Consider the following 20,926-nt stretch of genomic DNA (forward strand, 5'->3'; position numbering starts at 1 on the left):
GACACTCCTTTTCTTCGCAAAAAGTTGTCCACATTTTCTGTGGATATGCTGTGCATAACTTATTTTCTTGGAACCGGGGCATCCGCCTATACCCCGTTGTGGGTTCTTACATAGCATGAGTATTGAAACTACGGTAGGAGGTGTTAGCAAGTGGGTATCTTTAACGGCTTCGACGATTTCGCGCTGATCTTGGTTCTGTTCATCCTTCTCGTTATCGTAGGTTGCGACTGCGACTAACCTACTCCGCTGCCATCCAGCCTATCTGAAGGTAAGCTTGCATCCTCAGCAGCCTTACCTTCTCCAATTCCACATAGATCATAGCCAAGGCAATGCAGCCTGGGGATAATGATCAGTCATAACCTAAGTACCATCACCGGGAGATACATTTGATCGTACAAAAGGAAAAAGGATGCGCCTCAATTGGTGCATCCTTTTTTTACCCACATGCTTGAATTACTTCGACCCGGTCTGAAAAGTTATCCACTGCGCTTGATTTAAATTACCTGCTGTATCCTTAACCAAACCCGCAATGAGACTTACCTGGTATCTCGTATGTGGCTGCCATTTTCCTTTTGGCTTCACAGACAGCATCCGCTTGCTTTTGTTCCATGTAATTGTGTGCGGAACGACAGTCCCTTTTTCATCTGTTACACGAACTAATGGCCCAGCCGTTTTGCTGGATAGGGCTCCACCATCAACCAAAGTAATCTCTTCTGCAAACTGGAGTGTCACTTTATCCTGGAGCCTTACATTTTTAGCCCCGTGACCGGGCAATATGACTGCTTGTGGAGCGATATTATCCACAGGTTTTTTCGTTTGAAACGTGCTAACTAGCTCTGGATTCAAATTGCCTCGCTGATCCTTCACTTTTTTGGCCAGCAAGCTAACTCGATAGGACGCCCCTGCTTCCAGATTTCCTTCCGGATCAATGGTCATGCTTCGATCTGTTTTGTTCCACTTCACCGTAAAACGAACCTTCTTTTTTTTCGCGTCCGTGAGCGAAATAATCGAGAGACCAGACTTGTCGGAGAGCTCTTGCCCATTTTTTAACGAAACCGGCCCCGAAAACGTCAGTGTAATGATTTGATTCGGGTCTATTTCCGCCGATTTGTCAGCCGGGGATATTCTCACTCCCCATTCGTTCACCGACTTTGCCCACACTCCCTGTGATGGAAGTAGGAAAAGCGCAAGCATTACTACCCATTGCAACCACCGAACACTCATCTTTTTCATCGAACCCCTCCCGTCTAAAACGACAAAGCCGCTCCCTGAAGCATATAAGCGCGTCGCTTCATCGTTTACAGGCATTGTAGAAAAAGACAGAGGGGTTGATCAAAGAAATATGGTCTATGCTTGCGGTTCTTCCTCCGCGCGAATCAGTATCTTTTTCAGCTTGCGTTCAAATTCTAGTCGTCCAATCATCACACTATGATCGCAGCCCGTACATTTGATCCGCACATCCATGCCCATGCGTATGACCTTCCACGCATTCGTGCCACATGGATGCGGCTTTTTCATCTGCACGACATCCCCCAGTCCAAATTGCTTGCGTTCCATATCTCTTTCTCCTCTCTACACTGTTCCCTTTCCAGACACCGCGACGATTTTTGGATACGGAATTTGAATGCCTCGGTTGGTTAATTCCGTTCTGATCTTCGCACGCAAATTTCTATTGACTCCGTGATGTGTGTTCGGCTTACACTCAGCCGTAACCCGGATGATGACTTCAGAAGGCCCCAGTGCATGTACTCCCAAAATCTGTGGCTCAGCTACGATATCCGTCAATTCTGTCTTAGCTGAAGCCAATACTTCTTTGAGCACAGACTCAACTTGATTCAGATCTTCTTCATATGCTACAGATACATCGACAACCGCTAACGTATTTTGCAATGAAAAGTTGGTCACTTGATTAATCGTGCCGTTTGGAAAGATATGTACCTCCCCCGTCCAGCTTCGCACCTTTGTAATGCGCAGACCAATCTCCTGCACCGTACCTGTCAAGTTGTTGATCGTTACAACGTCTCCAACAGCAAATTGATCCTCAAAAATAATGAAAAATCCTGTAATAATATCACGCACGAGACTTTGCGCCCCGAAACCAACTGCCAGCCCCAGTACCCCTGCGCTTACCAAAACCGGGCGCAGATCAATGCCCAACAGCTGCAAGATCATGAGAATCGCCAAAAAGTAAATGCCGTACTGAACGATATGGTTGACGAGCACCCGCATTGTGTCCACTCGGCGTTGATCCATTTGAATCTTGCTTCCGTGGCGATGCTGGAACACTTTATTTACGCCTGATTGCACAACAGAAACGACGATTCGCGATAACAGGATGATCGCGACTATTTTCAGTACAGCCATCCCTATATTTACCCACATATCTGCATCTGTCATATACGCATGTACCTGGGTATAAATTCTTTCAAAGAAACCAGCTTGCTTCATTCCTCCCGCTCCTTCTGCTCCCCGCTTTCGTCCACCTCGCAATATTGGCCGAAAAACTGACGGAAGTATCCTCGTATTACCACTTGCTGTTCCATCATGATCGCTTTCGCTCGTAAGTAATCCGACAGTGGGAACTCAATGGAAAGGGCACAGCCTGCCGTTATTTCTTTTGGCGTTGGTCTTGTATCGATCTCAATATCTTCGTACTCCAGCAGCATTTCTGCCCGCAAGGCTTGCTGCGTGGAATCAAACGCGATCAGCACTGTCTCTCCTCCCATTTCACTCCCCCTCATCTCTTTCACACAAACTGCTATAAGCTCCTCTTATTTTACCTGTTCGTTTTCATGCATGCCAGCCTTGCTGAGTTTTCAAAACCTACGTAACTTTCCCATTAGCAGGTATAAAAATGTCATATCGGTACGATACTGTGAATACTTTTATATAACCTTTTACAGGTTGGTTTAAGCCAAGTCGGCAAGAGTGGGGGTTTCCATGAGTACATCCGATAATCGCAAGGATTATTCTTTGCCACCTTTTAAAGTGGAATACCGCAGTGAAAACGCAGACGAGCATCTCGCCGGTCACCTTGCCCAGCGCTTTCGCTTAAATCGGTTCGATGACGACCTTGTCATTGTATGTATTGGGACAGACCGTTCTACTGGTGATGCTCTAGGCCCATTAGTAGGAACCAAGCTCATCGCACAGTCACCTCGTTTTTTGCAAGTGTACGGAACGCTTGAGGATCCTGTACACGCCATGAATCTCAAGGAAAAGTTAGAGCTCATCCAGGCGAATCATCCGACAGCTACACTTATTGCCGTCGATGCCTGTTTAGGTCAATTTAGCCACGTCGGAAACATCAATGTGATGAATGGTCCACTAAAACCAGGGGCTGGTGTTAAAAAAGAGCTGCCTCCTGTTGGTTCCTTCCACATTACCGGGATTGTCAACGTAGGAGGATTCATGGAGTATTTTGTCCTTCAAAATACCCGCCTCTCCATCGTCATGAACATGGCAGATACCATAGCTTCCGGACTGGCAAAAGCCGTAACACTGGCTTCTACGCCTAGTCGATTCGATAGTGTCTTATATGATTGACCGTTTCTTTCTGCAAAAGGTTCCATCCCTCTTTAGAAAACTTGCTTTTTGATCTGTTCTCTCCCTCAACGGATGACAGGTCTATTTTTTTTACACATAAATCGTCAGGCACTTTTCGATCACTTGGGCACTGATCGGTGTTGGCGCTACGCTTTCCCCATCTGCATGGACAGGTAGCTGTCCCGCTGCTTGTATCGTTACATGCTTGCCCCTATAAAAGCGGACACCCGGATGATGACGGTGAGCTCCTGTGAATATTTTCGGAAAAGCAGCTAACAATCCCAGCCGACTCATACCACTTACTACGCAAATATCTGCTATGCCATCATCCGGTATAGCATCGGGGCATATTAACATTCCGCCTCCGTAATTTGGAATATTGGCAGCGACGACTAGCCAGACTGCCTCTAAACGATCCTCAAGACCATCAACGTTCAGTACGATGTCACGTGGCTGATACGTACATACGACGCGAATCACCGATATAATGTAGGCAAGTGCTCCTAGCTTGTACTGATTCAGCCAAGCTTTGTACACAGCTTGATCCGTTACCTTTGCTACCTGTGCATCGAATCCAGCCCCGATTGAATTCGCGGCTACTTTCCCATTCAATAAAATCAGATCGATTCGCTTTTCCCCTTTTTCCGACAGAATTCGCTCTAATGCCTGTAACGGTTTCATCGGAATTCCATGTCCGCGAGCAAAATCATTCCCGGAACCAGCCGGTACCAATCCAAATCGACAATCTTGTTTCGAATCGTATATCCCATTTATCACGCCTCGGACAGTTCCATCCCCTCCGACAGCAATGATTTTTTTTACTCCCTCTTTTTGTATCAGCTCTTTTGATAATTTCTCGTCGTCCCCCTCTCCAGATGTCAACCTGACATGAAAAGGCGTTCCCTGACGTCGTAGCGTCGGTTCAATTTGCCTCCATACTTTCAATCCTGTGCCATTACCTGATACAGGATTGATGATAACACCCAACATAATCATTCTCTCCCCAACATGCTGGCGTACTCTACTGTCACGTCCCAATTATCCATCCTTGCTCGCAAATCAAGTTTTTGTATCATATTATCGCATGCTATTTTTATCGATGATAGTTGATTTTTCATAAAAAAAGACTCCTCCCGAAGGAAGAGCCTCTGTGCCAACTATGAAAACAGCTTTGAAACCCAATCAATAAAGGGAACTCCGACTGCTGCGATCACTAATGCTGGCATCATGTTGGCTACCCTGATCTGTTTGATCTCCAAAACGTTTAACCCAATGGCAATAATCATCAAGCCACCTACCGCCGTTACTTCTACCAGGATCGCATTCAGCATCGTTTCGCTCACCACACTGTAAATGCTCGTAGATAATAACGCAATCATGCCTTGATATAAAAACACGGGTACTGCCGAAAAGATGACGCCGATTCCTAACGTTGATGCGAAAATGATCGCAGAGAATCCGTCTAGCATTGCTTTCATAAACAGTACTTCGTGGTTGTTGCGCAAACCACTGTCCAATGAACCGAGTACAGCCATGGCTCCAATACAATACACCAGCGTTCCCGTGATAAAACCAGTGGCGATACTGCCTTGGCTCCCCCCAACTTTCCTCTCCAGCCAGAGCCCCAGATTGTTTAAGCCTTTTTCAATCCCAATCCATTCACCTATTACTGTTCCTAGCACAATACTGATAATCACGAGTAAAAAGTTATCCGATCCCAGGCACATTTTAATACCCAATATGAATACGGCCAGAGCAATTCCTTGCATGACGGTTTGTCGCATCGACTCCGGAATTCGCTTCAACATTCTGCCTAACAATGCTCCTAAGATGATTGCTCCGGCGTTGACCAATGTTCCCAGCAAGATCACTTGCGCTGTCCCCCTACAGATGCCTTACCCTTACACAAACGCTGCTGCTATTTCCCGAACAGCGTTATGAAGCGCTTCTACATCTTTCTCTGAGTTGAAAATTCCAAAGCTGGCTCGAACGGCTCCACGTTGTTCGGTACCGGCAGTCTGGTGACCCAATGGCGTGCAATGAAAACCCGATCTGGTCGCAATTCCGTATTGTTGATCCAGGATAAACGATACCTCCGCCGCATCCACGTCTCCGATATTAAAAGCAACCACGCCCACACGTTCGCTCTCAATCCCCGGTCCGTAGACATGTACACCCTCGATTTGCTGCAATCCAAGGATCGTTTGTTTCACCAATTCCCATTCGTGCTGACGAATGTTGTCCACACCTTTTTCCATGACAAAATCAACGCCTGCCTGCAGCCCTGCCAAACCAACCGTATTGAGTGTCCCGCTTTCGTATCGGTCTGGACGAGTTGTCGGTTGATCAATGGCTTCAGACTGACTGCCTGTCCCCCCATGAATCAAGGGCTCGAGGTCAATATCACTACTCACGTACAAACCACCTGTACCTTGTGGACCGTAAAGCCCTTTGTGCCCAGGAAAAGCAAGCATATGAATATTCATTGCCTCTACATCAATGGGCAAAACACCAGCAGACTGAGAAGCATCCACCAAAAGCGTAATTCCGTGCTCTTTTGCCAGTTTCCCTAGTTCAGCAACAGGCAGGATGACACCTGTCAAATTGGAAGCATGGCTCACAGCGATTAACCGCGTTGAGGGCGTAATTGCCTGGGCAAAATCCTCTACATAGAATTGATGGTCTTCTCTTGGCTCTACAAAAGTAGCTTCTACTTGGTTGTTTTTGCGCATGAACTCGATGGGACGTCTAACCGAATTATGCTCAACAGACGAAGAAATAACATGATCGCCTGCTTGTAAGAACCCTTTTATCGCCTGATTAAGCGCTTGAGTGGCATTGAGATAAAAAAAGAGGTTATTCGGGTTTTGAATCCCAAACAACCGCGACACTTGCACCCTTGTCCGAAATACAGCTTTACTCGCTTTCATCGCCAGTGCATGTCCACCTCGGCCAGGATTTGCTGCAAAATCCTCGATGACCTCCGCCATCATTTCTTTAACTGCTGGTGGCTTCGGCCATGTAGAAGCTGCGTTATCCAAATAGATGATCGCCATGACTACCTCCTGGACTTACTTCTCTATATTCAGCATTTCGATGATTCGCTCCAAGTCTTCCTGTGAATAGAAGTCAATTTCGATCTTGCCGCGCTTTGACCCTTTTTTAATCTTGACCGATGTCCCAAAACGGCTGCGTAGCCGTTCCTCCATCTCGATTAAAACTGGCTCATTTTTCGCTGACTTTTTCTTTTTTGTTTCACGTGAAACATTGAGCTGCTTCACGAGCTCTTCCAGCTGACGTACACTCAATCCTTTTTCCACCACGTCATTTGCAAGCTGTTGTTGCAATTTCTTATCCGTTACCCCAAGCAAAGCACGCGAATGTCCCATGGATAGTTCAGCTGCCGATACCATTTTTCGAATCTTCTCTGGCAGTTGCAGCAGACGAAGCATGTTGGCTACATGTGGTCGACTCTTCCCTATCTTTTGTGCAAGCTGTTCTTGCGTATAATCATGGTGAGAAATCAGCTTGTCATAAGCCTCTGCCTCTTCGAGTGGATTCAGATTTTCCCGTTGTAAGTTCTCAATCAGGGCAATCTCCATTAATTGCTGATCTGTGTACGACTTTACGACTACCGGAACCTCTTTTAACCCCGCTACCTTTGCAGCACGCAATCTTCTTTCACCAGCTACCAGCTCGTAACCTTTGATGCTTTTTCGAACAATCAGCGGTTGAATGATTCCATGCTCTTTAATTGACTGTGCCAGTTCCTCAATAGCTGATTGCTCGAATTCTTTCCGGGGCTGATAAGGGTTAGGACGAATCTCATTGATGGAAACCTCTTTTACCTGTTCCCCTTCTTCGATGAGATTGGAAGTAATAAGCGCATTCAGCCCTTTTCCCAATCCTCTACTCATACCCCTACCACTTCCTTCGCCAAATCAGTATAGACTTCCGCTCCTCGTGAGCGTGGATCGTACGTAATGATGGCTTGTCCGTGTGATGGTGCTTCACTCAAGCGTACATTTCGAGGAATAATTGTCTTGTATACTTTGTCCTGAAAATATTTTTTCACTTCTTCAATCACTTGCAGACCGAGATTCGTACGTGCATCGAGCATCGTCAGCACGACGCCTTCGATGGCAAGCTGCGAATTCAAGTGTTTTTGGACCAAACGAATGGTATTCAATAGTTGGCTTAATCCTTCTAGCGCATAGTATTCACACTGGATTGGAATCAAGACCGAATCAGATGCTGTCAAAGAATTTACGGTCAAAATCCCTAAGGATGGCGGGCAATCGATGATGACGTAATCGTACTTGTCCTTAACAACTTCCAGCGCCTTTTTCAGACGAACCTCACGAGAAATCGTAGGGACCAGCTCAATTTCCGCACCTGCCAGTTGAATGGTGGCAGGAATGATCATTAATCCTTCAATTTCAGTTGGCAAAGTCGCATCGACAGGGTTGATATCATTGATCAGGACATCATAAATGCAGTACTTAACATCTGCCTTATTTACCCCGATCCCACTGGTTGCATTTCCTTGGGGATCAATATCAACCAGCAGCACCTTTTTCCCCAATGCGGCCAAACAAGCGCTTAGATTGACGGACGTAGTCGTTTTCCCGACGCCGCCTTTCTGGTTCGCAACCGCAATGATTTTTCCCAACTTCTCCACCTCTTTTTTGTCGTGTAGGAAAGCTTGTGGCTTGACCAGTACACTCTCCAGTACGTCTTTCAAAGTCATCTTCTGTATCCTCATCTAGTTAGTCATTCGAGTCTATTTACGATTTGCTCGTATTCTTGTAAAACGATGATCTTTTATACAAATTCCTTCGTCCGTTGCCATTCAGTACCTTTACATGGCCTGTACATGATAAGACGAAAAAAGCCCCTGCAAAGTCATCCTCATTGATTATCGAGTAAACCTGCAAGCATGCACCGGTTGGTACTCTCCATGTTATCAGATTTACCGCTTGGTCGTACGCTGTTTTTTTAAGATAGTGAGACAAAAAAGCCTGATTTTTGTCCCGAAAATGCAGATTTACCTAGCCTTTTTACAGAAAATGCATATTTTTGGAAATCAAATAGTACTGAAAGCCTCATTTTCCTATAAATAATCAGTATTTGCCCAAAAAGAAAGGCGACCTTGTCGCCTTGTTTGTTACGATCACTTATTTCCCTGTTTCCTTGTTTTTTGGAATGCGAATCGTGAATTGATAGAATTCATCAAGATCTTCTTCTGCTGTTTCTACAGGTAGGCCTGTCTGGATCACCATATCGATCGATTGACGTACAGTATTAATCGCAATCCGCGTATCTCTTGAGAATGCTTTCCAGCGTGGCTTCGCATCTTTTTCCGATTTAGGGTTCTCGGCCAGTTCTAGAAGCTGCTTTACGCGCACTTCTGTCTGTTTCACATTCCATTCCCGCTCCAAAATCTCCAACAGGACTTTATTTTGTAATTCTGGATCTTTTAACGGAATCAGAGCCCTTGCATGACGCTCTGTTACTTGTCTGGACAACAAGGCATCTTGAATTCCTTGTGGTAAATGGAGCAAGCGCAGTTTGTTTGCGATTGTCGATTGCCCTTTACCCAAACGTTGAGCAAGACTCTCTTGCGTCAAATTGTGCAAATCAATCAGCTTTTGATATGCGACTGCCTCTTCAATAGCTGTCAAACCTTCTCGTTGCAAATTCTCAATCAATGCGATAGAGGCTGTTTGCGAGTCATTAAACTCTTTGACAATCGCAGGAATCCTCTCCATGCCCAATTTTCTAGTTGCGCGCAAACGTCGTTCCCCAGCAATCAATTCATAACGACCGTCGCGAACTCGCACGACAATCGGTTGAATGAGCCCATGAGTTCGTATCGTTTGACACAACTCATCAATTTTCTCGTCATCAAATACAGTACGAGGTTGATATGGATTCGGTACAATCTCCTCGACTGGTATTTGTTTGATTTCTTCGTTATCTGTCTTGTCCGTCAAGCCAAAAATCCGAGAAAATGAATCTTTAACTGCCATAGAAAAATCCCCCACTTCTACCCGTTCCATCCGTGCTATTTTAAAGTCTTTGAAGAGGTGTTCAAAAAGTCATTTTTGATCACGAAGTAATCCTGAAAGATTGCTCAAAAACGATACAAGCGTTCACTCTCGAAAGTAAGGTGCTCATGTAGCTCCCCTACATCCCGCTCCTCCTTCTTCAGCTTCTCACCGCTTTCTTCGTGCTGAAAAGACAACTTTTTGAATACGTCCTAGAAACTGAAAAAGGTCCTGTCCAATCAACGACAGAATCTTTCTAGAAACATTTTGTTATCCCCGCCAATCCATTGTCCGGATATGACGGATTGAATATGTTCTTTGATTGTTGCTGCTAAGGAAAAATGGCATATTGGCGTCGTAAGTGAGTTCAGTCCTACTCTTTTAACATAGGTCCTCCTCTTACATCGTTAAGGACAGCATGCACCTTCTTTAAAAAAAGCTTCACAAGCCCTATAGTACATACTGCTTAACAGACTCTTCTTGCCCATCCGATCGGTTTGTAAAATTGCCTTTGACCTAATCTTCTTTCCCTATACGCTTTCTTCAGGTTCATTTATATATATGTAATTCTGCAAGATTCGCCCAATTCCTGCTAACGAAAAACGTTTCACGTGAAACATCAATCGTGATCCTCGGCATAAAAACTGTGATCGTCACGGTGATTTGGCCTCTCATCACTTCCAATGCTCTCATCAATAGGATGTGAAATCTTGGTGACAGAAAACAATCGAGGAAAAAGTCTATGAACGGCTACTATCAGATACGGAAAAATCGCGGCAACGATCGCAGCGACATTTATCCCTGCATTGAACATCAAACCAATGGCTGAAGCAACCCACATCCCTGCCACCGTCATCAGGCCTTTTACCGTACCATTAAATTTAATAATCCCTCCCCCAAAAATCTCATTCCCGTCACGATTTGTGCAGCTACCCTCCCAGGATCATGATTTACGTCACTCGAAGAAAACCGTAAAAAAACTTCTATCGAAGCCTATTCATAGAGGAGCGACCGCGTTTTTGCGGAATGTTTTACCGAGGTTATGCCAGATGCGGACGCTGAGGTACCTTGTTATGCGCTCCAGAAAGTTTAAACTTTCTTTCACGTTAAATAGAGGCTAGTCCAAAAAGAAACGAACCAAAACAAACGAGACTATACTTTCGAAAACCAGCACCTCTTTGCCTGCTCACATCCTTTATAATTCTCTCACGCCCCATCCCATAATGATACCTGCTAGAAAAGCAAGAAAGTGTCAAAGCAATATGGTCGGCAGTTCCGACGGAAAAAGGAAGAAAGTACTGTTGCTTGCATCGTCTAATCACTCTCTCACACGATGTCATTCTTTCGAAGGAACTAGTACGAGTTGTAGACTCCATGATCCAAGAAACCTGAGAGACTACTTTTGAGACATACTTTCCATTTCATCAGAAACGAACAATTTGATTTAAACTTTCCATACGAAAAAAGGCCGCAGCACGTGGCTACGACCTCACTTATGATTGACTCCTACACTAACGGCTTTTTCGCAGGAACTCCTGCTTTACGCGGATAGCTTTTCGGCGTCGCTTCTATTTTTTCCATGATGACGATATTGCGTTCTCCCGCTTCCTCTAGAAGCTGGAATGTCTCGACCTTTCTCGTCTTTCCACCAAGCGTCTTGATTGCCTTTTTCGCTTCAGCAAGCTCTGGAGTAATCTCCGCTCCCTTGAGAGCGACGAAGTGTCCTCCGACTTTGGCAAAAGGAAGGCAGAACTCCGATAACAGATTGAGTCTCGCAACAGCACGTGCCACTACGAGATCAAAATTCTCCCGATACATCGCTTCTTGCCCACGATCTTCGGCACGCCCATGTACGGGATTTACGTTCTCCAAGCCCAGTTCCTTTGCTACATGCTGCAAAAAGCTCATTCGCTTGTTCAAGGAATCAATGATCGTCATTTTCAGATGCGGGAAGCAAATTTTTAAAGGAATGCTTGGAAAGCCTGCGCCCCCACCGATATCTACAACTGATTGCACCTGGTCAAATGGGAAGTAAAAAGCCGGCGTAATCGAATCATAAAAATGCTTGTTGTACACTTGCCCCTCTTCGGTAATCCCGGTCAGGTTCATCTTCTCATTCCATTCCACCAGCAGGCGGAAAAAATGATCAAACTGCTCCTTCTGACGATCCGTCAAAGAAATCCCCTGGGCTGCAAGTACCTCGGCAAACTGTTCTTTCGTCATAGCTTTTCTCCTTACTCGGCTACTCCCACGCGTTTGTACTCCAAATATACCATCAACACGGAAATGTCTGCTGGAGTAACCCCTGCGATACGAGCCGCCTGCCCGATGTTCAACGGACGGATTTTGGTCATATTGTCGCGGGATTCCTTGGACAAACCGGAGATTTGGTGGTAGTCAATATCCGTTGGGATGCGGCGCTCCTCCATTTTTTTCATCCGTTCAACCTGTTGCAATGACTTTTTGATGTAGCCATCGTATTTAATCTGGATTTCAACCTGTTCGGTCACATCCTCTGGTAGTGCTTCTGGTGCCGGGACCATTTGAGCAATGTGGCTGTAGTTGATTTCCGGACGACGCAGCAATTGAGCCAGCTCGATGACATCTGTCAGCTCAGGAGAGCCTGCGTTGCGCAAAACCTCTTGAACATGTGCCATTTCAGGACGTACGCGCGTGTTGGCTACACGTTCTTTTTCTTGCTCGATCAGCTCGCGTTTTTGGTTAAATCGATGGTAGCGCTCCTCGCTAATCAGACCAATTTCATGGCCGATATCCGTCAGGCGCAAGTCCGCATTGTCATGACGCAGCAGCAAGCGATATTCTGCGCGAGAGGTAAGCAAACGATAAGGCTCATGCGTTCCCTTTGTAACCAGGTCGTCAATCAAGACACCGATGTACGCCTCTTCCCGTCCCAAAATAACGGGCGGTTTCCCTTGAACGCGGCGTGCTGCGTTAATCCCTGCCATGAGACCTTGACCCGCTGCTTCTTCATAGCCAGAGGTACCATTGATTTGTCCTGCTGTGAACAAGCCAGGCAAGGTTTTGGTTTCCAAAGAAGGCCAAAGCTGCGTCGGCACGATCGAATCATACTCAATCGCATAGCCAGGGCGCATCATTTTGACTTCTTCCATTCCAGCCATGGAGCGCAGCATGGAAAGCTGAACATCCTCCGGCAAGCTAGTCGACAAGCCTTGTACATACATTTCTTCGGTATTGCGCCCTTCTGGCTCCAAGAAAATTTGGTGACGCGGCTTATCGTTAAAACGGACTACTTTATCTTCAATTGAAGGGCAATAACGCGGGCCCGTTCCTTCGATCATTCCCGAATACATAGGGGCACGATGCAGATTACTATTGATGAGTCCATGCGTTTCTTCATTTGTATAGGTCAGCCAGCAAGGGAGCTGGTCCATGATAAATTCCGTTGTTTCATAAGAAAAAGCACGTGGAACCGGATCACCAGGCTGAATCTCCATTTTGGAGAAATCCACACTGCTGCTGTGAACACGCGGTGGCGTCCCCGTCTTGAAACGAGTCATTTCAAAACCGAGTTCCTTCAAATGATGTGCCAGACGAATAGACGGACGCATGTTATTCGGTCCACTTTCGTATTGAAGATCCCCGAGGATGATCTTTCCGCGCAAATAGGTTCCGGTCGTCAATACAACGGATTTGGCCATGTATCGCGCCCCAGTTTGCGTGATAACCCCTTCACAAACTCCATCGTTCACGATCAGCTCTTCCACCATCGCTTGACGCAGGATCAAATTCGGAGTATTTTCAATCGTTTTCTTCATTTCATGCTGATACGCAAATTTGTCTGCTTGCGCGCGCAAGGCATGCACAGCAGGTCCTTTCCCTGTATTCAGCATACGCATTTGGATATGGGTTTTGTCGGTATTGCGTCCCATCTCTCCACCAAGCGCGTCCAATTCGCGTACAACGTGTCCTTTGGCAGGACCACCTACGGAAGGATTACATGGCATGTACGCCACAGCATCCAGGTTAATCGTCAACAGCAATGTACTACAACCCATACGTGCAGCCGCCAATGCCGCTTCCGCACCGGCATGACCCGCACCAATGACAATGACGTCAAAAGAGCCCGCTTCATATGCAGGTACAACGTTCATTTTTTGCCCTCCTAATCACTTACCCAGACAGAACTGGGAGAAAATCTGGTCAATCAAATCTTCGCCGACGCTTTCTCCGATGACTTCACCAAGTAGTTCCCACGACTTTTTAATGTCGATCTGAATCATGTCTACTGGCATCAACTCATCGATTCCACCCAGCGCTTCATCCATGGCTCGTTCTGCCTGACGAAGCAGTTGAATATGTCTGGCGTTACTCACGTAGGTCAAGTCATCCTGCTGCACACGGCCACTGAAGAAAATCTCCCCAATAGCCTGCTCCAGAAGATCGATCCCCGTCTCCTCACGCGCGGACGTCATAATCAACGGCTGCTGAGGGAAATGACGCTTGATCTCTTCCAAATCCACTTTTTGCGGCAGGTCGAATTTATTGACAATCACAATCACATGGAACCCTTTTGCTGCTTCAAAAATCGCGTAATCATCAGCGGAGAGAGGCTCGTTGTAGTTGATCACGAGCAACACGAGGTCAGCCTTTTGCAGCAGCTGTCTGGACTTCTCTACCCCGATTTTCTCCACGATGTCCTCTGTATCGCGAATTCCTGCGGTATCGATAAGTCGCAAAGGAACCCCGCGCACATTGACATACTCTTCAATGACATCGCGTGTCGTTCCCGCAACGTCAGTTACAATCGCCTTTTCCTCTTGAACCAGACTATTTAATAGAGAGGATTTCCCTACATTCGGACGTCCAATAATCGCGGTCGACAAGCCTTCACGCAAAATTTTTCCTTGCTGTGCGGTCTGCAACAATCGTTGGATTTCACCTTTAACCTCCAGGCACTTTCCTCGCAAGAAATTTTGTGTAAACTCCTCGACGTCATGCTCTGGATAGTCCAATGTTACTTCTATATGGGCCATCGCTTCAATCAAGTTTTGGCGCAGCTGCCGAATGAGTCTGGACAGCTTCCCTTCTACTTGATTCAATGCGACCTTCATCGCTCTGTCTGTTTTGGCCCGGATCAAATCAATGACGGCCTCAGCCTGAGACAAATCGACACGTCCGTTTAAGAACGCACGCTTCGTGAACTCCCCCGGCTCCGCCAATCTTGCTCCATTATCCAAGATTAACTCCAGAACCTTTTCAACGGAAACAATTCCTCCGTGACAGTTGACCTCCACTACATCCTCCCTCGTAAATGTACGGGGAGCCTTCATTACGGAAACCAGTACCTCTTCCACTCGTTCACCTGTGTTTGGCTCATACAAGTGCCCATAATGGATCGTATGGCTGTCCACAGTGGACAACTGCTGCTTTCCTTTATATATCTTATCCACAACTTCGATCGCTTCCGTACCGCTTACCCGGATCACGGCAATACCGCCTTCACCCATCGGTGTTGCGACCGCCGCTATTGTATCGAATTTCATGCTGTTCACCTCAAGCTTTCCACTCTTACAAGTCAGCCACTAACTTACTAGCATAACAGATCGTCTAGAAAAATTCCAAAAGAAAGTGCAGCCAATCCATCTGCTAAACACACAATAGGAAAAAGCAACCCTATCTCCAAGGTTGCTGTCCATTTTGGTTATCCACAGTATAATCATTTTCGCAAATCCTCAACCATTTGGTCAATTATCCACAGTGGACAACTTTTTGACGAGATGGTTCAAAATGTCATCGCTTGCTCATTTAAATTAGGCAAAAAAAAGAAGCCTAGCGAGAGGCTTCTTTCGGTGCAATCACGATATAACGATTTGGCTCGTCTCCTTCACTGAAGGTAACCACATCCGCTCTCTTTTGCAAGAAGGCGTGGATTACTTTCCGTTCAGCAGCAGACATTGGTTCCAGACGTACATCCCGTTTGGTCGATAACGCTTTTTTCGACACACGATCTGCGAGCTGCTCCAATGTTTCCTTGCGACGAAGCCTGTAATTTTCGGCATCCAGAGTGATACGTACATGTTTGTCCGCATGACGGTTCGCTACGACGTTTACGAGATACTGTAATGAATCAAGAGTTTGTCCCCTGCGGCCAATAATGATTCCCAGATTGGTTCCCTGGATGTCAAACAGCATGCCCTCTTCATTTGTACGCGTCTCCACTTTGGCATTCACCTTCATGTTCGACAAAACGTCTTGAAGAAAGTCACGTCCCTGTGCAACCGGATCAAAGTGAAATTCTACTTGCACTTTAGCGTCCTTTGCTCCAATCAGTCCAAACAATCCTCTGCTTGGTTCCTCTAGAACTTGGATCGTTGCCCGCTCACGCGGCACTCCCAATTCCAGTAAAGCTTTTTGCACAGCATCGTCGATCGTTTTTGCCGTAGCTACCACCTTTTTCACTTGGAGGCTCCCCCTTTAGGAGTAGGCATTTTCCCTTTATCACGATACAGGAAGTAGGTTTGTACAATGGTAAACAGGTTACCGTATACCCAGTACAGAGACAGCGCTGATGGCAATGTGACAGCAATCGCCAAAATCATCAGCGGCATCATGATGATCATCATTTGCATTTGTGGATTTCCTTGATTTGCTTGACCCATCATCTTGGACTGCAAATAGGTCGTAATCGCAGCAATGATTGGCAAGATGTAATACGGGTCTTTTTGTCCCAGCGTCAGCCACATGAACGTTTGCGAGTTAATCTCGGACGTACGAATGATCGCATGGTAGAACGCGATCAAAATCGGCATTTGTACCAACATTGGCAAGCATCCAGCCAACGGATTGACACCGCTCTTCTGGAACATAGCCATTGTTTCCGCTTGCGCTTTTTGTGGATCATTTTTGTACTTTTCACGGATCTTTTGCATCTCCGGTTGAATCTCTTGCATTTTCTTGGAGCTCTTGATTTGTTTGACCATCAATGGAAGCACAATGATTCGAATGATGATCGTTGCAACTAGGATACCCAGACCGTAGTTGTTTCCGAGTATCAATGCGCTCTCTTTAATTAGCCAGGACAGTGGATAGACAAAATACTTGTCCCAAATGCCGGTTGCGTCAGGGCCAATTGGTGCTGCTGCTTGGGGGTTACAGCCCGACAAAACTAGAACCAGCATAGTCAGCATAAGAATGCTGAGTGTACGTCTACTCAAGGGTGATCCTCCTTTTCCCCGCTTCAATATGAGGTAATCTTATTTGTGCTGATCCGGGACTGGATCATACCCGCCCGGGTGGAACGGATGGCATTTCAAGATGCGACGAAGGGCCAACCAGCCTCCCCTCCACGCTCCAAATCGACGAATCGACTCGATTGCGTAATGGGAACAGGTGGGCGCGAATCTGCATGAAGGTGGTTTATACGGAGAAATCATCAGTTGGTATCCCCGAATCAACCAAACCATGATCTTCACCATCATCGTTTCACCCTCTTTTTCCATCTCTTTTTCCATTATGTACGGGTGCCTGTTTGATCACTTTGGCTCGCTTCATCACATGTAACAGAGATTGCTCAATGGCTTCAAGCGTCATCGCTTCCACACCCGGACGGGCGATGATGACGAGATCGAGACCGACTGGGATATCAGACTCCATTCGAGCTACTGCTTCGCGTATAAGCCGCTTGACTCTATTGCGGACAACAGCATTGCCAATTTTTTTACTGACGGAAATCCCAGCGCGAAAAGCCGCTTGTCCCTCTTGCTTTGCTGAATACAAGACAAACTGCTTATTAGCCGCTGAACTTCCTCGTTGAAACACAGCTTGGAATTGCTCATTTTTTTTGAGCCGGTGTGAACGATGCAAGGTAAACAACCCCTAACATCACAATTATAGTAGAAAACGTAAACAGCATCTACCAGTATATCCTTGTTTCGTTCACTTTTTTCCCTAAGTATACTCGGTTTAGAACAAAATCAAAAATTCGGTGTAAAAAATATAGACCATCAGCCAATTTTCGCGATGATTTCTGTACTTGCATGGCGCAGGTGAGCGAGCAATTTCCCATCTGCTTGGAAAAAGCCCAATTTTTGAAGGGACAAGGAAAACTTGGCAGGCAGATCCGCCCAATGATTCTCCAGCCATTCATCAAGACCCACACTATGATATAACCAAATCGCCTCAGAAAATATTAAAAACCCGGCCATATCCAGCTGATTTCTCTCCTGCAATCTTTGAACCTTCCTCTTTACTAACCAATCATTTTCAGCCGCCAGCGCAATCTCAATCCCCTTATTTATTGACCGTAGATGAGTCCGGTAGTCGGCCAATAGCATAAGTGCATCCTGTACATCCTGGTTACTCCTGTATGTCTCCAGAAAAAAGCCATCCAATCCGTCCGAACGTCCTGCTTTCTGTAGAAGCTGGTACAACTGTGCATCACTCAATGAATACCCCTGGAAAAAGGCACTCATTTGTAGCGCACCAATCCATCCCGCCCATGCAGCCAAATAAGCGGAGTACGGAAAGCCTTCCATTAAGGCAGCCTGCGCCTCTTCGTGGAACGATTCTACCTCCGCTTTTGCCTGTGCGAACATTTTCGCTTTTCCAGCCGGGGAATCCATATACGCGCATATGTCATTCATCCAGGAAATGAAACGATCCTCTGGGTCCAGAATAATCTTTGCTTCCTTAAGGTAACGCCATGCCCACAGATTCTCGTATACTTCTTCATCCGTAGGAGCAGATTGAACCTGCAGCTGTATCATATGCCCTTTAAACAGACGATTTTCACAGGAAGGATCATCTTCTCCCTCCACAAAGATGTGTAAATCGAGGTCGCTGTAGGTGTCCGCTTCCCCCCTCCCGACAGATCCACCAGCATAGGCACATACCAAGCCAGCTACAGGCCATTCATCAAGAAACTCGCGTGCCAACGATACAAAAAAGTCAGTTACGTCCTTCCTCTCCTCCATCGGCCCCCTCCTATCTCTTCAATAAATAACAGGATTTCGGTAGCTAGGTAATGATTATCCCCCAAAAGGTTTCCACATCGGAGAAAACCTTCCTCTTTTTATGACAACAAAGAATTTTCAGACATATGTAAGCAAACAAAAAGGCCACTAAAAGTGTGGCCTAAGCGGAAAGAACTTTTCTACCTCTTTGACGACGAGCAGCCAAAATTTTACGGCCGTTTTTTGTGCTCATGCGCTTACGGAATCCATGATCCTTTTTGCGCTTGCGGTTGTTAGGATTGAAAGATGGTTTCATTACGTATACACCTCCGTCTTGCAAAGACATTCTTTTGCATTATAAGAACATATGCCTAAAAAGTCAAGCAACAGTGGAATTTCGTTACCAAGGCAAATATCCCCATAAAACTATTTCCCGGGTCTGTGGATATCATTTTATCCACAAAAACAGATTTCGACAAGTTTATCTACAGCTTGTACACAAAATATAGGGATGTGAATATGTGGCAAGTACCAGAAGTTGTGTTTGTGGATAAGTATGAAAAAACCATTGATACCACGCTTTATATCTGTTATCATGTTTTTGTTTTGAAGCGTGAATAACTCCGATACGTGAATCGGTTTTTCCACAGGGTGTGGATAAGTTTGTGGACAGATTCTTTCCTATGTGTATGTCGTTACTCACAGGATTGAGGATAACCGTCTGCTTTTTTTCACTTCTACGAGCGGAATCCCTATATTTCGACTTTTTTTATCCACAGTCGCTCTTAACGGCTGTGTTGACAATTAGGTCACAACAACGTAGGTTTTTGCACTTTTTCTCGATCATAATGGATCGGTCTTCATCAATTTTTCGGATAGCCCAGAGGGAGGGATTCTGGTTGGATGCAGCGATTAGCGAACTATGGCGCAAAGTACTCGCCAAGATAGAAAAATCGCTAAGCAAACCCAGTTTTGATACCTGGCTGAAGGCGACAAAGGCAACTACATTAGAAGAGGATGCACTGATCGTCGTCGCACCAAACGACTTTGCTCGTGATTGGCTAGAAACCAGGTACGCACAACTGATTACCGATACACTATATGAAGTGACGGGTATCAATATGAAAGTAAAGTTCGTCGCGATGCAAAACCCTGATGCGGCTTTTGCTGACGAACAACCTGCCCCACGGGTGAAAATGAGTGAACCGCCAGCAGTCGCGGATGACCAGCCACCCAGCATCTTAAATCCCAAATACACCTTTGACACGTTCGTCATCGGCTCAGGGAATCGATTCGCTCACGCCGCATCGCTTGCGGTTGCTGAAGCTCCTGCAAAAGCTTACAATCCCCTCTTCATTTACGGAGGAGTCGGACTTGGCAAAACCCACTTAATGCATGCAATTGGCCATTATGTCATTCAGCACAACCCATCGGCGAAAGTGGTCTATTTGTCGTCTGAGAAATTCACCAATGAATTCATCAACTCTATTCGTGACAACAAAGCCGTCGAATTCCGCAATAAATACCGGAGTGTTGACGTTCTTTTAATTGATGACATTCAGTTTTTGGCAGGCAAAGAATCGACACAAGAAGAGTTTTTTCATACGTTCAATGCCTTGCATGAAGAAAGCAAACAAATCATCATCTCCTCCGATCGGCCTCCTAAGGAGATTCCGACACTGGAGGATCGCCTCCGCTCACGCTTCGAATGGGGACTGATTACTGATATTCAGCCGCCAGACCTCGAAACGCGGATTGCGATTTTGCGCAAAAAGGCAAAAGCAGAAAATCTTGATATCCCTAATGAGGTAATGGCGTACATCGCCAACCAGATCGACAGCAACATCCGCGAGTTGGAAGGCGCATTGATTCGTGTTGTTGCCTACTCCTCCTTGATTAATCGCGATATCGACACGCAGCTGGCAGCGGAAGCACTGAAAGACATTATCCCTTCCTCCCGCCCACGCGTGATTACTATTATGGACATCCAACGAACGGTCGGAGAAGCGTTCAGCCTGAAACTAGAAGATTTCAAGGCGAAAAAACGGACAAAAACCGTTGCTTTCCCCCGTCAGATTGCGATGTATCTCTCCAGAGAGCTGACGGATGCCTCTTTACCGAAAATCGGTGATGAATTTGGTGGTCGTGACCATACGACAGTCATCCATGCCCATGAGAAAATCTCTCGTGCGCTGGCAAATGACCCTCATATGCAAACAACCATTCAGTCGCTCATTGAAAAGTTAAAAGCAAACCATTGAACCTGTGCATAACGCAAAAAGCCTATACACAACTTACCCACATGTGTATAGGCTCTCTTTTACGTACTGGACCCACATATCCACAAATCCACAGGCCCTATTACTACTTCTGTTAAAAAGATCTATCCTAATAAGT

At 46.0% G+C, this 20,926-nt stretch carries 23 protein-coding genes; 3 read left to right on the forward strand and 20 right to left on the reverse strand.

Annotation, left to right across the window (positions count from 1 at the left end; translation table 11 throughout):
- Window positions 1-150: 150 nt before the first annotated feature.
- A complete protein-coding gene (locus HPY31_RS29170; protein ID WP_017246824.1) occupies window positions 151-237 on the forward strand; it encodes a YjcZ family sporulation protein in 87 nt (28 codons plus the stop codon).
- A 216-nt stretch (window positions 238-453) separates the two neighbouring features.
- Here the strand turns inward: HPY31_RS29170 and HPY31_RS07630 are convergent, their stop codons facing one another.
- From HPY31_RS07630 to HPY31_RS07645, 4 genes are all read right to left on the reverse strand, one after another.
- A complete protein-coding gene (locus HPY31_RS07630) occupies window positions 454-1,233 on the reverse strand; it encodes an Ig-like domain-containing domain (RefSeq protein WP_172139806.1) in 780 nt (259 codons plus the stop codon).
- Window positions 1,234-1,347: 114 nt separating this feature from the next.
- Window positions 1,348-1,557 carry a DUF951 domain-containing protein gene (locus tag HPY31_RS07635; protein WP_007720174.1) on the reverse strand — a complete coding sequence of 70 codons (210 nt, stop codon included), beginning with the start codon at window positions 1,555-1,557 and terminating at the stop codon, window positions 1,348-1,350.
- A gap of 15 nt (window positions 1,558-1,572) precedes the next feature.
- The gene (locus tag HPY31_RS07640; RefSeq protein WP_016739380.1) at window positions 1,573-2,448 is read right to left on the reverse strand and encodes a mechanosensitive ion channel family protein; all 876 of its coding nucleotides are present in this window, start codon (window positions 2,446-2,448) and stop codon (window positions 1,573-1,575) included.
- The gene (locus HPY31_RS07645) at window positions 2,445-2,726 is read right to left on the reverse strand and encodes a putative Se/S carrier protein (RefSeq protein ID WP_172139808.1); all 282 of its coding nucleotides are present in this window, start codon (window positions 2,724-2,726) and stop codon (window positions 2,445-2,447) included. The genes HPY31_RS07640 and HPY31_RS07645 overlap by 4 nt, the downstream gene beginning before the upstream one ends.
- A 214-nt stretch (window positions 2,727-2,940) precedes the next feature.
- Between HPY31_RS07645 and yyaC the strand changes: the two genes are divergently transcribed.
- Entirely contained in the window at window positions 2,941-3,546 is a 606-nt protein-coding gene (gene yyaC / locus HPY31_RS07650; protein ID WP_015894089.1) for a spore protease YyaC, read from the forward strand.
- A 90-nt stretch (window positions 3,547-3,636) separates the two neighbouring features.
- Here yyaC and HPY31_RS07655 read toward each other — a convergent pair whose 3' ends face one another.
- The 16 genes from HPY31_RS07655 to rpmH all read right to left on the reverse strand — a co-directional run bounded on the left by HPY31_RS07655 (window position 3,637) and on the right by rpmH (window position 18,845).
- The gene (locus HPY31_RS07655; RefSeq protein ID WP_172139810.1) at window positions 3,637-4,536 is read right to left on the reverse strand and encodes a diacylglycerol/lipid kinase family protein; all 900 of its coding nucleotides are present in this window, start codon (window positions 4,534-4,536) and stop codon (window positions 3,637-3,639) included.
- 167 nt (window positions 4,537-4,703) lie between these two features.
- Window positions 4,704-5,417, reverse strand: coding sequence for a DUF554 domain-containing protein (locus HPY31_RS07660; protein WP_172139812.1), 714 nt, complete (start codon window positions 5,415-5,417; stop codon window positions 4,704-4,706).
- 30 nt (window positions 5,418-5,447) lie between these two features.
- Window positions 5,448-6,602, reverse strand: coding sequence for an aminotransferase class V-fold PLP-dependent enzyme (locus tag HPY31_RS07665; protein ID WP_172139814.1), 1,155 nt, complete (start codon window positions 6,600-6,602; stop codon window positions 5,448-5,450).
- Between the two features lie 15 nt (window positions 6,603-6,617).
- Entirely contained in the window at window positions 6,618-7,463 is an 846-nt protein-coding gene (locus tag HPY31_RS07670) for a ParB/RepB/Spo0J family partition protein (protein ID WP_172139816.1), read from the reverse strand.
- Window positions 7,460-8,218, reverse strand: a complete 759-nt coding sequence (locus HPY31_RS07675; RefSeq protein WP_015894094.1) for a ParA family protein — start codon at window positions 8,216-8,218, stop codon at window positions 7,460-7,462. Before HPY31_RS07675 ends, HPY31_RS07670 begins: the two co-directional genes overlap by 4 nt.
- A 505-nt stretch (window positions 8,219-8,723) precedes the next feature.
- Window positions 8,724-9,578, reverse strand: coding sequence for a nucleoid occlusion protein (gene noc / locus HPY31_RS07680; RefSeq protein WP_172139818.1), 855 nt, complete (start codon window positions 9,576-9,578; stop codon window positions 8,724-8,726).
- 637 nt (window positions 9,579-10,215) lie between these two features.
- Entirely contained in the window at window positions 10,216-10,452 is a 237-nt protein-coding gene (locus HPY31_RS07685) for an MgtC/SapB family protein (RefSeq protein ID WP_253901712.1), read from the reverse strand.
- 650 nt (window positions 10,453-11,102) lie between these two features.
- Window positions 11,103-11,819, reverse strand: coding sequence for a 16S rRNA (guanine(527)-N(7))-methyltransferase RsmG (gene rsmG, locus HPY31_RS07690; RefSeq protein WP_172139820.1), 717 nt, complete (start codon window positions 11,817-11,819; stop codon window positions 11,103-11,105).
- A gap of 11 nt (window positions 11,820-11,830) precedes the next feature.
- Window positions 11,831-13,729 (reverse strand): tRNA uridine-5-carboxymethylaminomethyl(34) synthesis enzyme MnmG, encoded by a 1,899-nt coding sequence (gene mnmG / locus HPY31_RS07695; RefSeq protein WP_172139822.1) that lies wholly within the window; start codon window positions 13,727-13,729, stop codon window positions 11,831-11,833.
- 15 nt (window positions 13,730-13,744) lie between these two features.
- Window positions 13,745-15,121 (reverse strand): tRNA uridine-5-carboxymethylaminomethyl(34) synthesis GTPase MnmE, encoded by a 1,377-nt coding sequence (gene mnmE / locus HPY31_RS07700; RefSeq protein WP_172139824.1) that lies wholly within the window; start codon window positions 15,119-15,121, stop codon window positions 13,745-13,747.
- A 286-nt stretch (window positions 15,122-15,407) separates the two neighbouring features.
- Entirely contained in the window at window positions 15,408-16,037 is a 630-nt protein-coding gene (gene jag, locus HPY31_RS07705; protein ID WP_015894101.1) for an RNA-binding cell elongation regulator Jag/EloR, read from the reverse strand.
- Window positions 16,034-16,792, reverse strand: a complete 759-nt coding sequence (gene yidC, locus HPY31_RS07710; protein ID WP_016739366.1) for a membrane protein insertase YidC — start codon at window positions 16,790-16,792, stop codon at window positions 16,034-16,036. Before yidC ends, jag begins: the two co-directional genes overlap by 4 nt.
- 39 nt (window positions 16,793-16,831) lie before the next feature.
- Window positions 16,832-17,056 carry a membrane protein insertion efficiency factor YidD gene (yidD, locus tag HPY31_RS07715; RefSeq protein ID WP_205669431.1) on the reverse strand — a complete coding sequence of 75 codons (225 nt, stop codon included), beginning with the start codon at window positions 17,054-17,056 and terminating at the stop codon, window positions 16,832-16,834.
- A 4-nt stretch (window positions 17,057-17,060) separates the two neighbouring features.
- Window positions 17,061-17,441, reverse strand: a complete 381-nt coding sequence (gene rnpA, locus HPY31_RS07720) for a ribonuclease P protein component (protein WP_015894104.1) — start codon at window positions 17,439-17,441, stop codon at window positions 17,061-17,063.
- Window positions 17,442-17,581: 140 nt separating this feature from the next.
- The gene (locus HPY31_RS07725) at window positions 17,582-18,550 is read right to left on the reverse strand and encodes a nucleotidyltransferase domain-containing protein (RefSeq protein WP_172139826.1); all 969 of its coding nucleotides are present in this window, start codon (window positions 18,548-18,550) and stop codon (window positions 17,582-17,584) included.
- 160 nt (window positions 18,551-18,710) lie between these two features.
- Complete coding sequence (gene rpmH / locus HPY31_RS07730; RefSeq protein ID WP_007720125.1) at window positions 18,711-18,845, reverse strand: 50S ribosomal protein L34; 135 nt, start codon at window positions 18,843-18,845, stop codon at window positions 18,711-18,713.
- A gap of 583 nt (window positions 18,846-19,428) precedes the next feature.
- On the opposite strand from rpmH, the gene dnaA reads away from it, so the two are divergent.
- Window positions 19,429-20,790, forward strand: a complete 1,362-nt coding sequence (gene dnaA / locus HPY31_RS07735) for a chromosomal replication initiator protein DnaA (protein WP_172139848.1) — start codon at window positions 19,429-19,431, stop codon at window positions 20,788-20,790.
- The last annotated feature ends 136 nt before the right edge of the window (window positions 20,791-20,926 follow it).

Origin of the sequence: Brevibacillus sp. HB1.3, from assembly GCF_013186635.1 — a bacterium.
In the GTDB taxonomy this organism is placed as follows: Bacteria; Bacillota; Bacilli; order Brevibacillales; family Brevibacillaceae; genus Brevibacillus; species Brevibacillus brevis_D.

Excerpts from the sequence above, each read along its gene's own strand:
- HPY31_RS07655 (WP_172139810.1), bottom strand. The coding sequence starts at position 4,536 with ATGTTGGGTGTTATCATCAATCCTGTATCAGGTAATGGCACAGGATTG.
- noc (WP_172139818.1), bottom strand. The coding sequence starts at position 9,578 with ATGGCAGTTAAAGATTCATTTTCTCGGATTTTTGGCTTGACGGACAAG.
- rsmG (WP_172139820.1), bottom strand. The coding sequence starts at position 11,819 with ATGACGAAAGAACAGTTTGCCGAGGTACTTGCAGCCCAGGGGATTTCT.
- rpmH (WP_007720125.1), bottom strand. The coding sequence starts at position 18,845 with ATGAAACCATCTTTCAATCCTAACAACCGCAAGCGCAAAAAGGATCAT.
- mnmE (WP_172139824.1), bottom strand. The coding sequence starts at position 15,121 with ATGAAATTCGATACAATAGCGGCGGTCGCAACACCGATGGGTGAAGGC.
- HPY31_RS07685 (WP_253901712.1), bottom strand. The coding sequence starts at position 10,452 with ATGACGGTGGCAGGGATGTGGGTTGCTTCAGCCATTGGTTTGATGTTC.
- HPY31_RS07640 (WP_016739380.1), bottom strand. The coding sequence starts at position 2,448 with ATGAAGCAAGCTGGTTTCTTTGAAAGAATTTATACCCAGGTACATGCG.
- yyaC (WP_015894089.1), top strand. The coding sequence starts at position 2,941 with ATGAGTACATCCGATAATCGCAAGGATTATTCTTTGCCACCTTTTAAA.
- HPY31_RS07645 (WP_172139808.1), bottom strand. The coding sequence starts at position 2,726 with ATGGGAGGAGAGACAGTGCTGATCGCGTTTGATTCCACGCAGCAAGCC.
- HPY31_RS07635 (WP_007720174.1), bottom strand. The coding sequence starts at position 1,557 with ATGGAACGCAAGCAATTTGGACTGGGGGATGTCGTGCAGATGAAAAAG.
- HPY31_RS07665 (WP_172139814.1), bottom strand. The coding sequence starts at position 6,602 with ATGGCGATCATCTATTTGGATAACGCAGCTTCTACATGGCCGAAGCCA.
- mnmG (WP_172139822.1), bottom strand. The coding sequence starts at position 13,729 with ATGAACGTTGTACCTGCATATGAAGCGGGCTCTTTTGACGTCATTGTC.
- HPY31_RS07725 (WP_172139826.1), bottom strand. The coding sequence starts at position 18,550 with ATGGAGGAGAGGAAGGACGTAACTGACTTTTTTGTATCGTTGGCACGC.
- yidD (WP_205669431.1), bottom strand. The coding sequence starts at position 17,056 with ATGATGGTGAAGATCATGGTTTGGTTGATTCGGGGATACCAACTGATG.
- HPY31_RS07630 (WP_172139806.1), bottom strand. The coding sequence starts at position 1,233 with ATGAAAAAGATGAGTGTTCGGTGGTTGCAATGGGTAGTAATGCTTGCG.
- HPY31_RS07670 (WP_172139816.1), bottom strand. The coding sequence starts at position 7,463 with ATGAGTAGAGGATTGGGAAAAGGGCTGAATGCGCTTATTACTTCCAAT.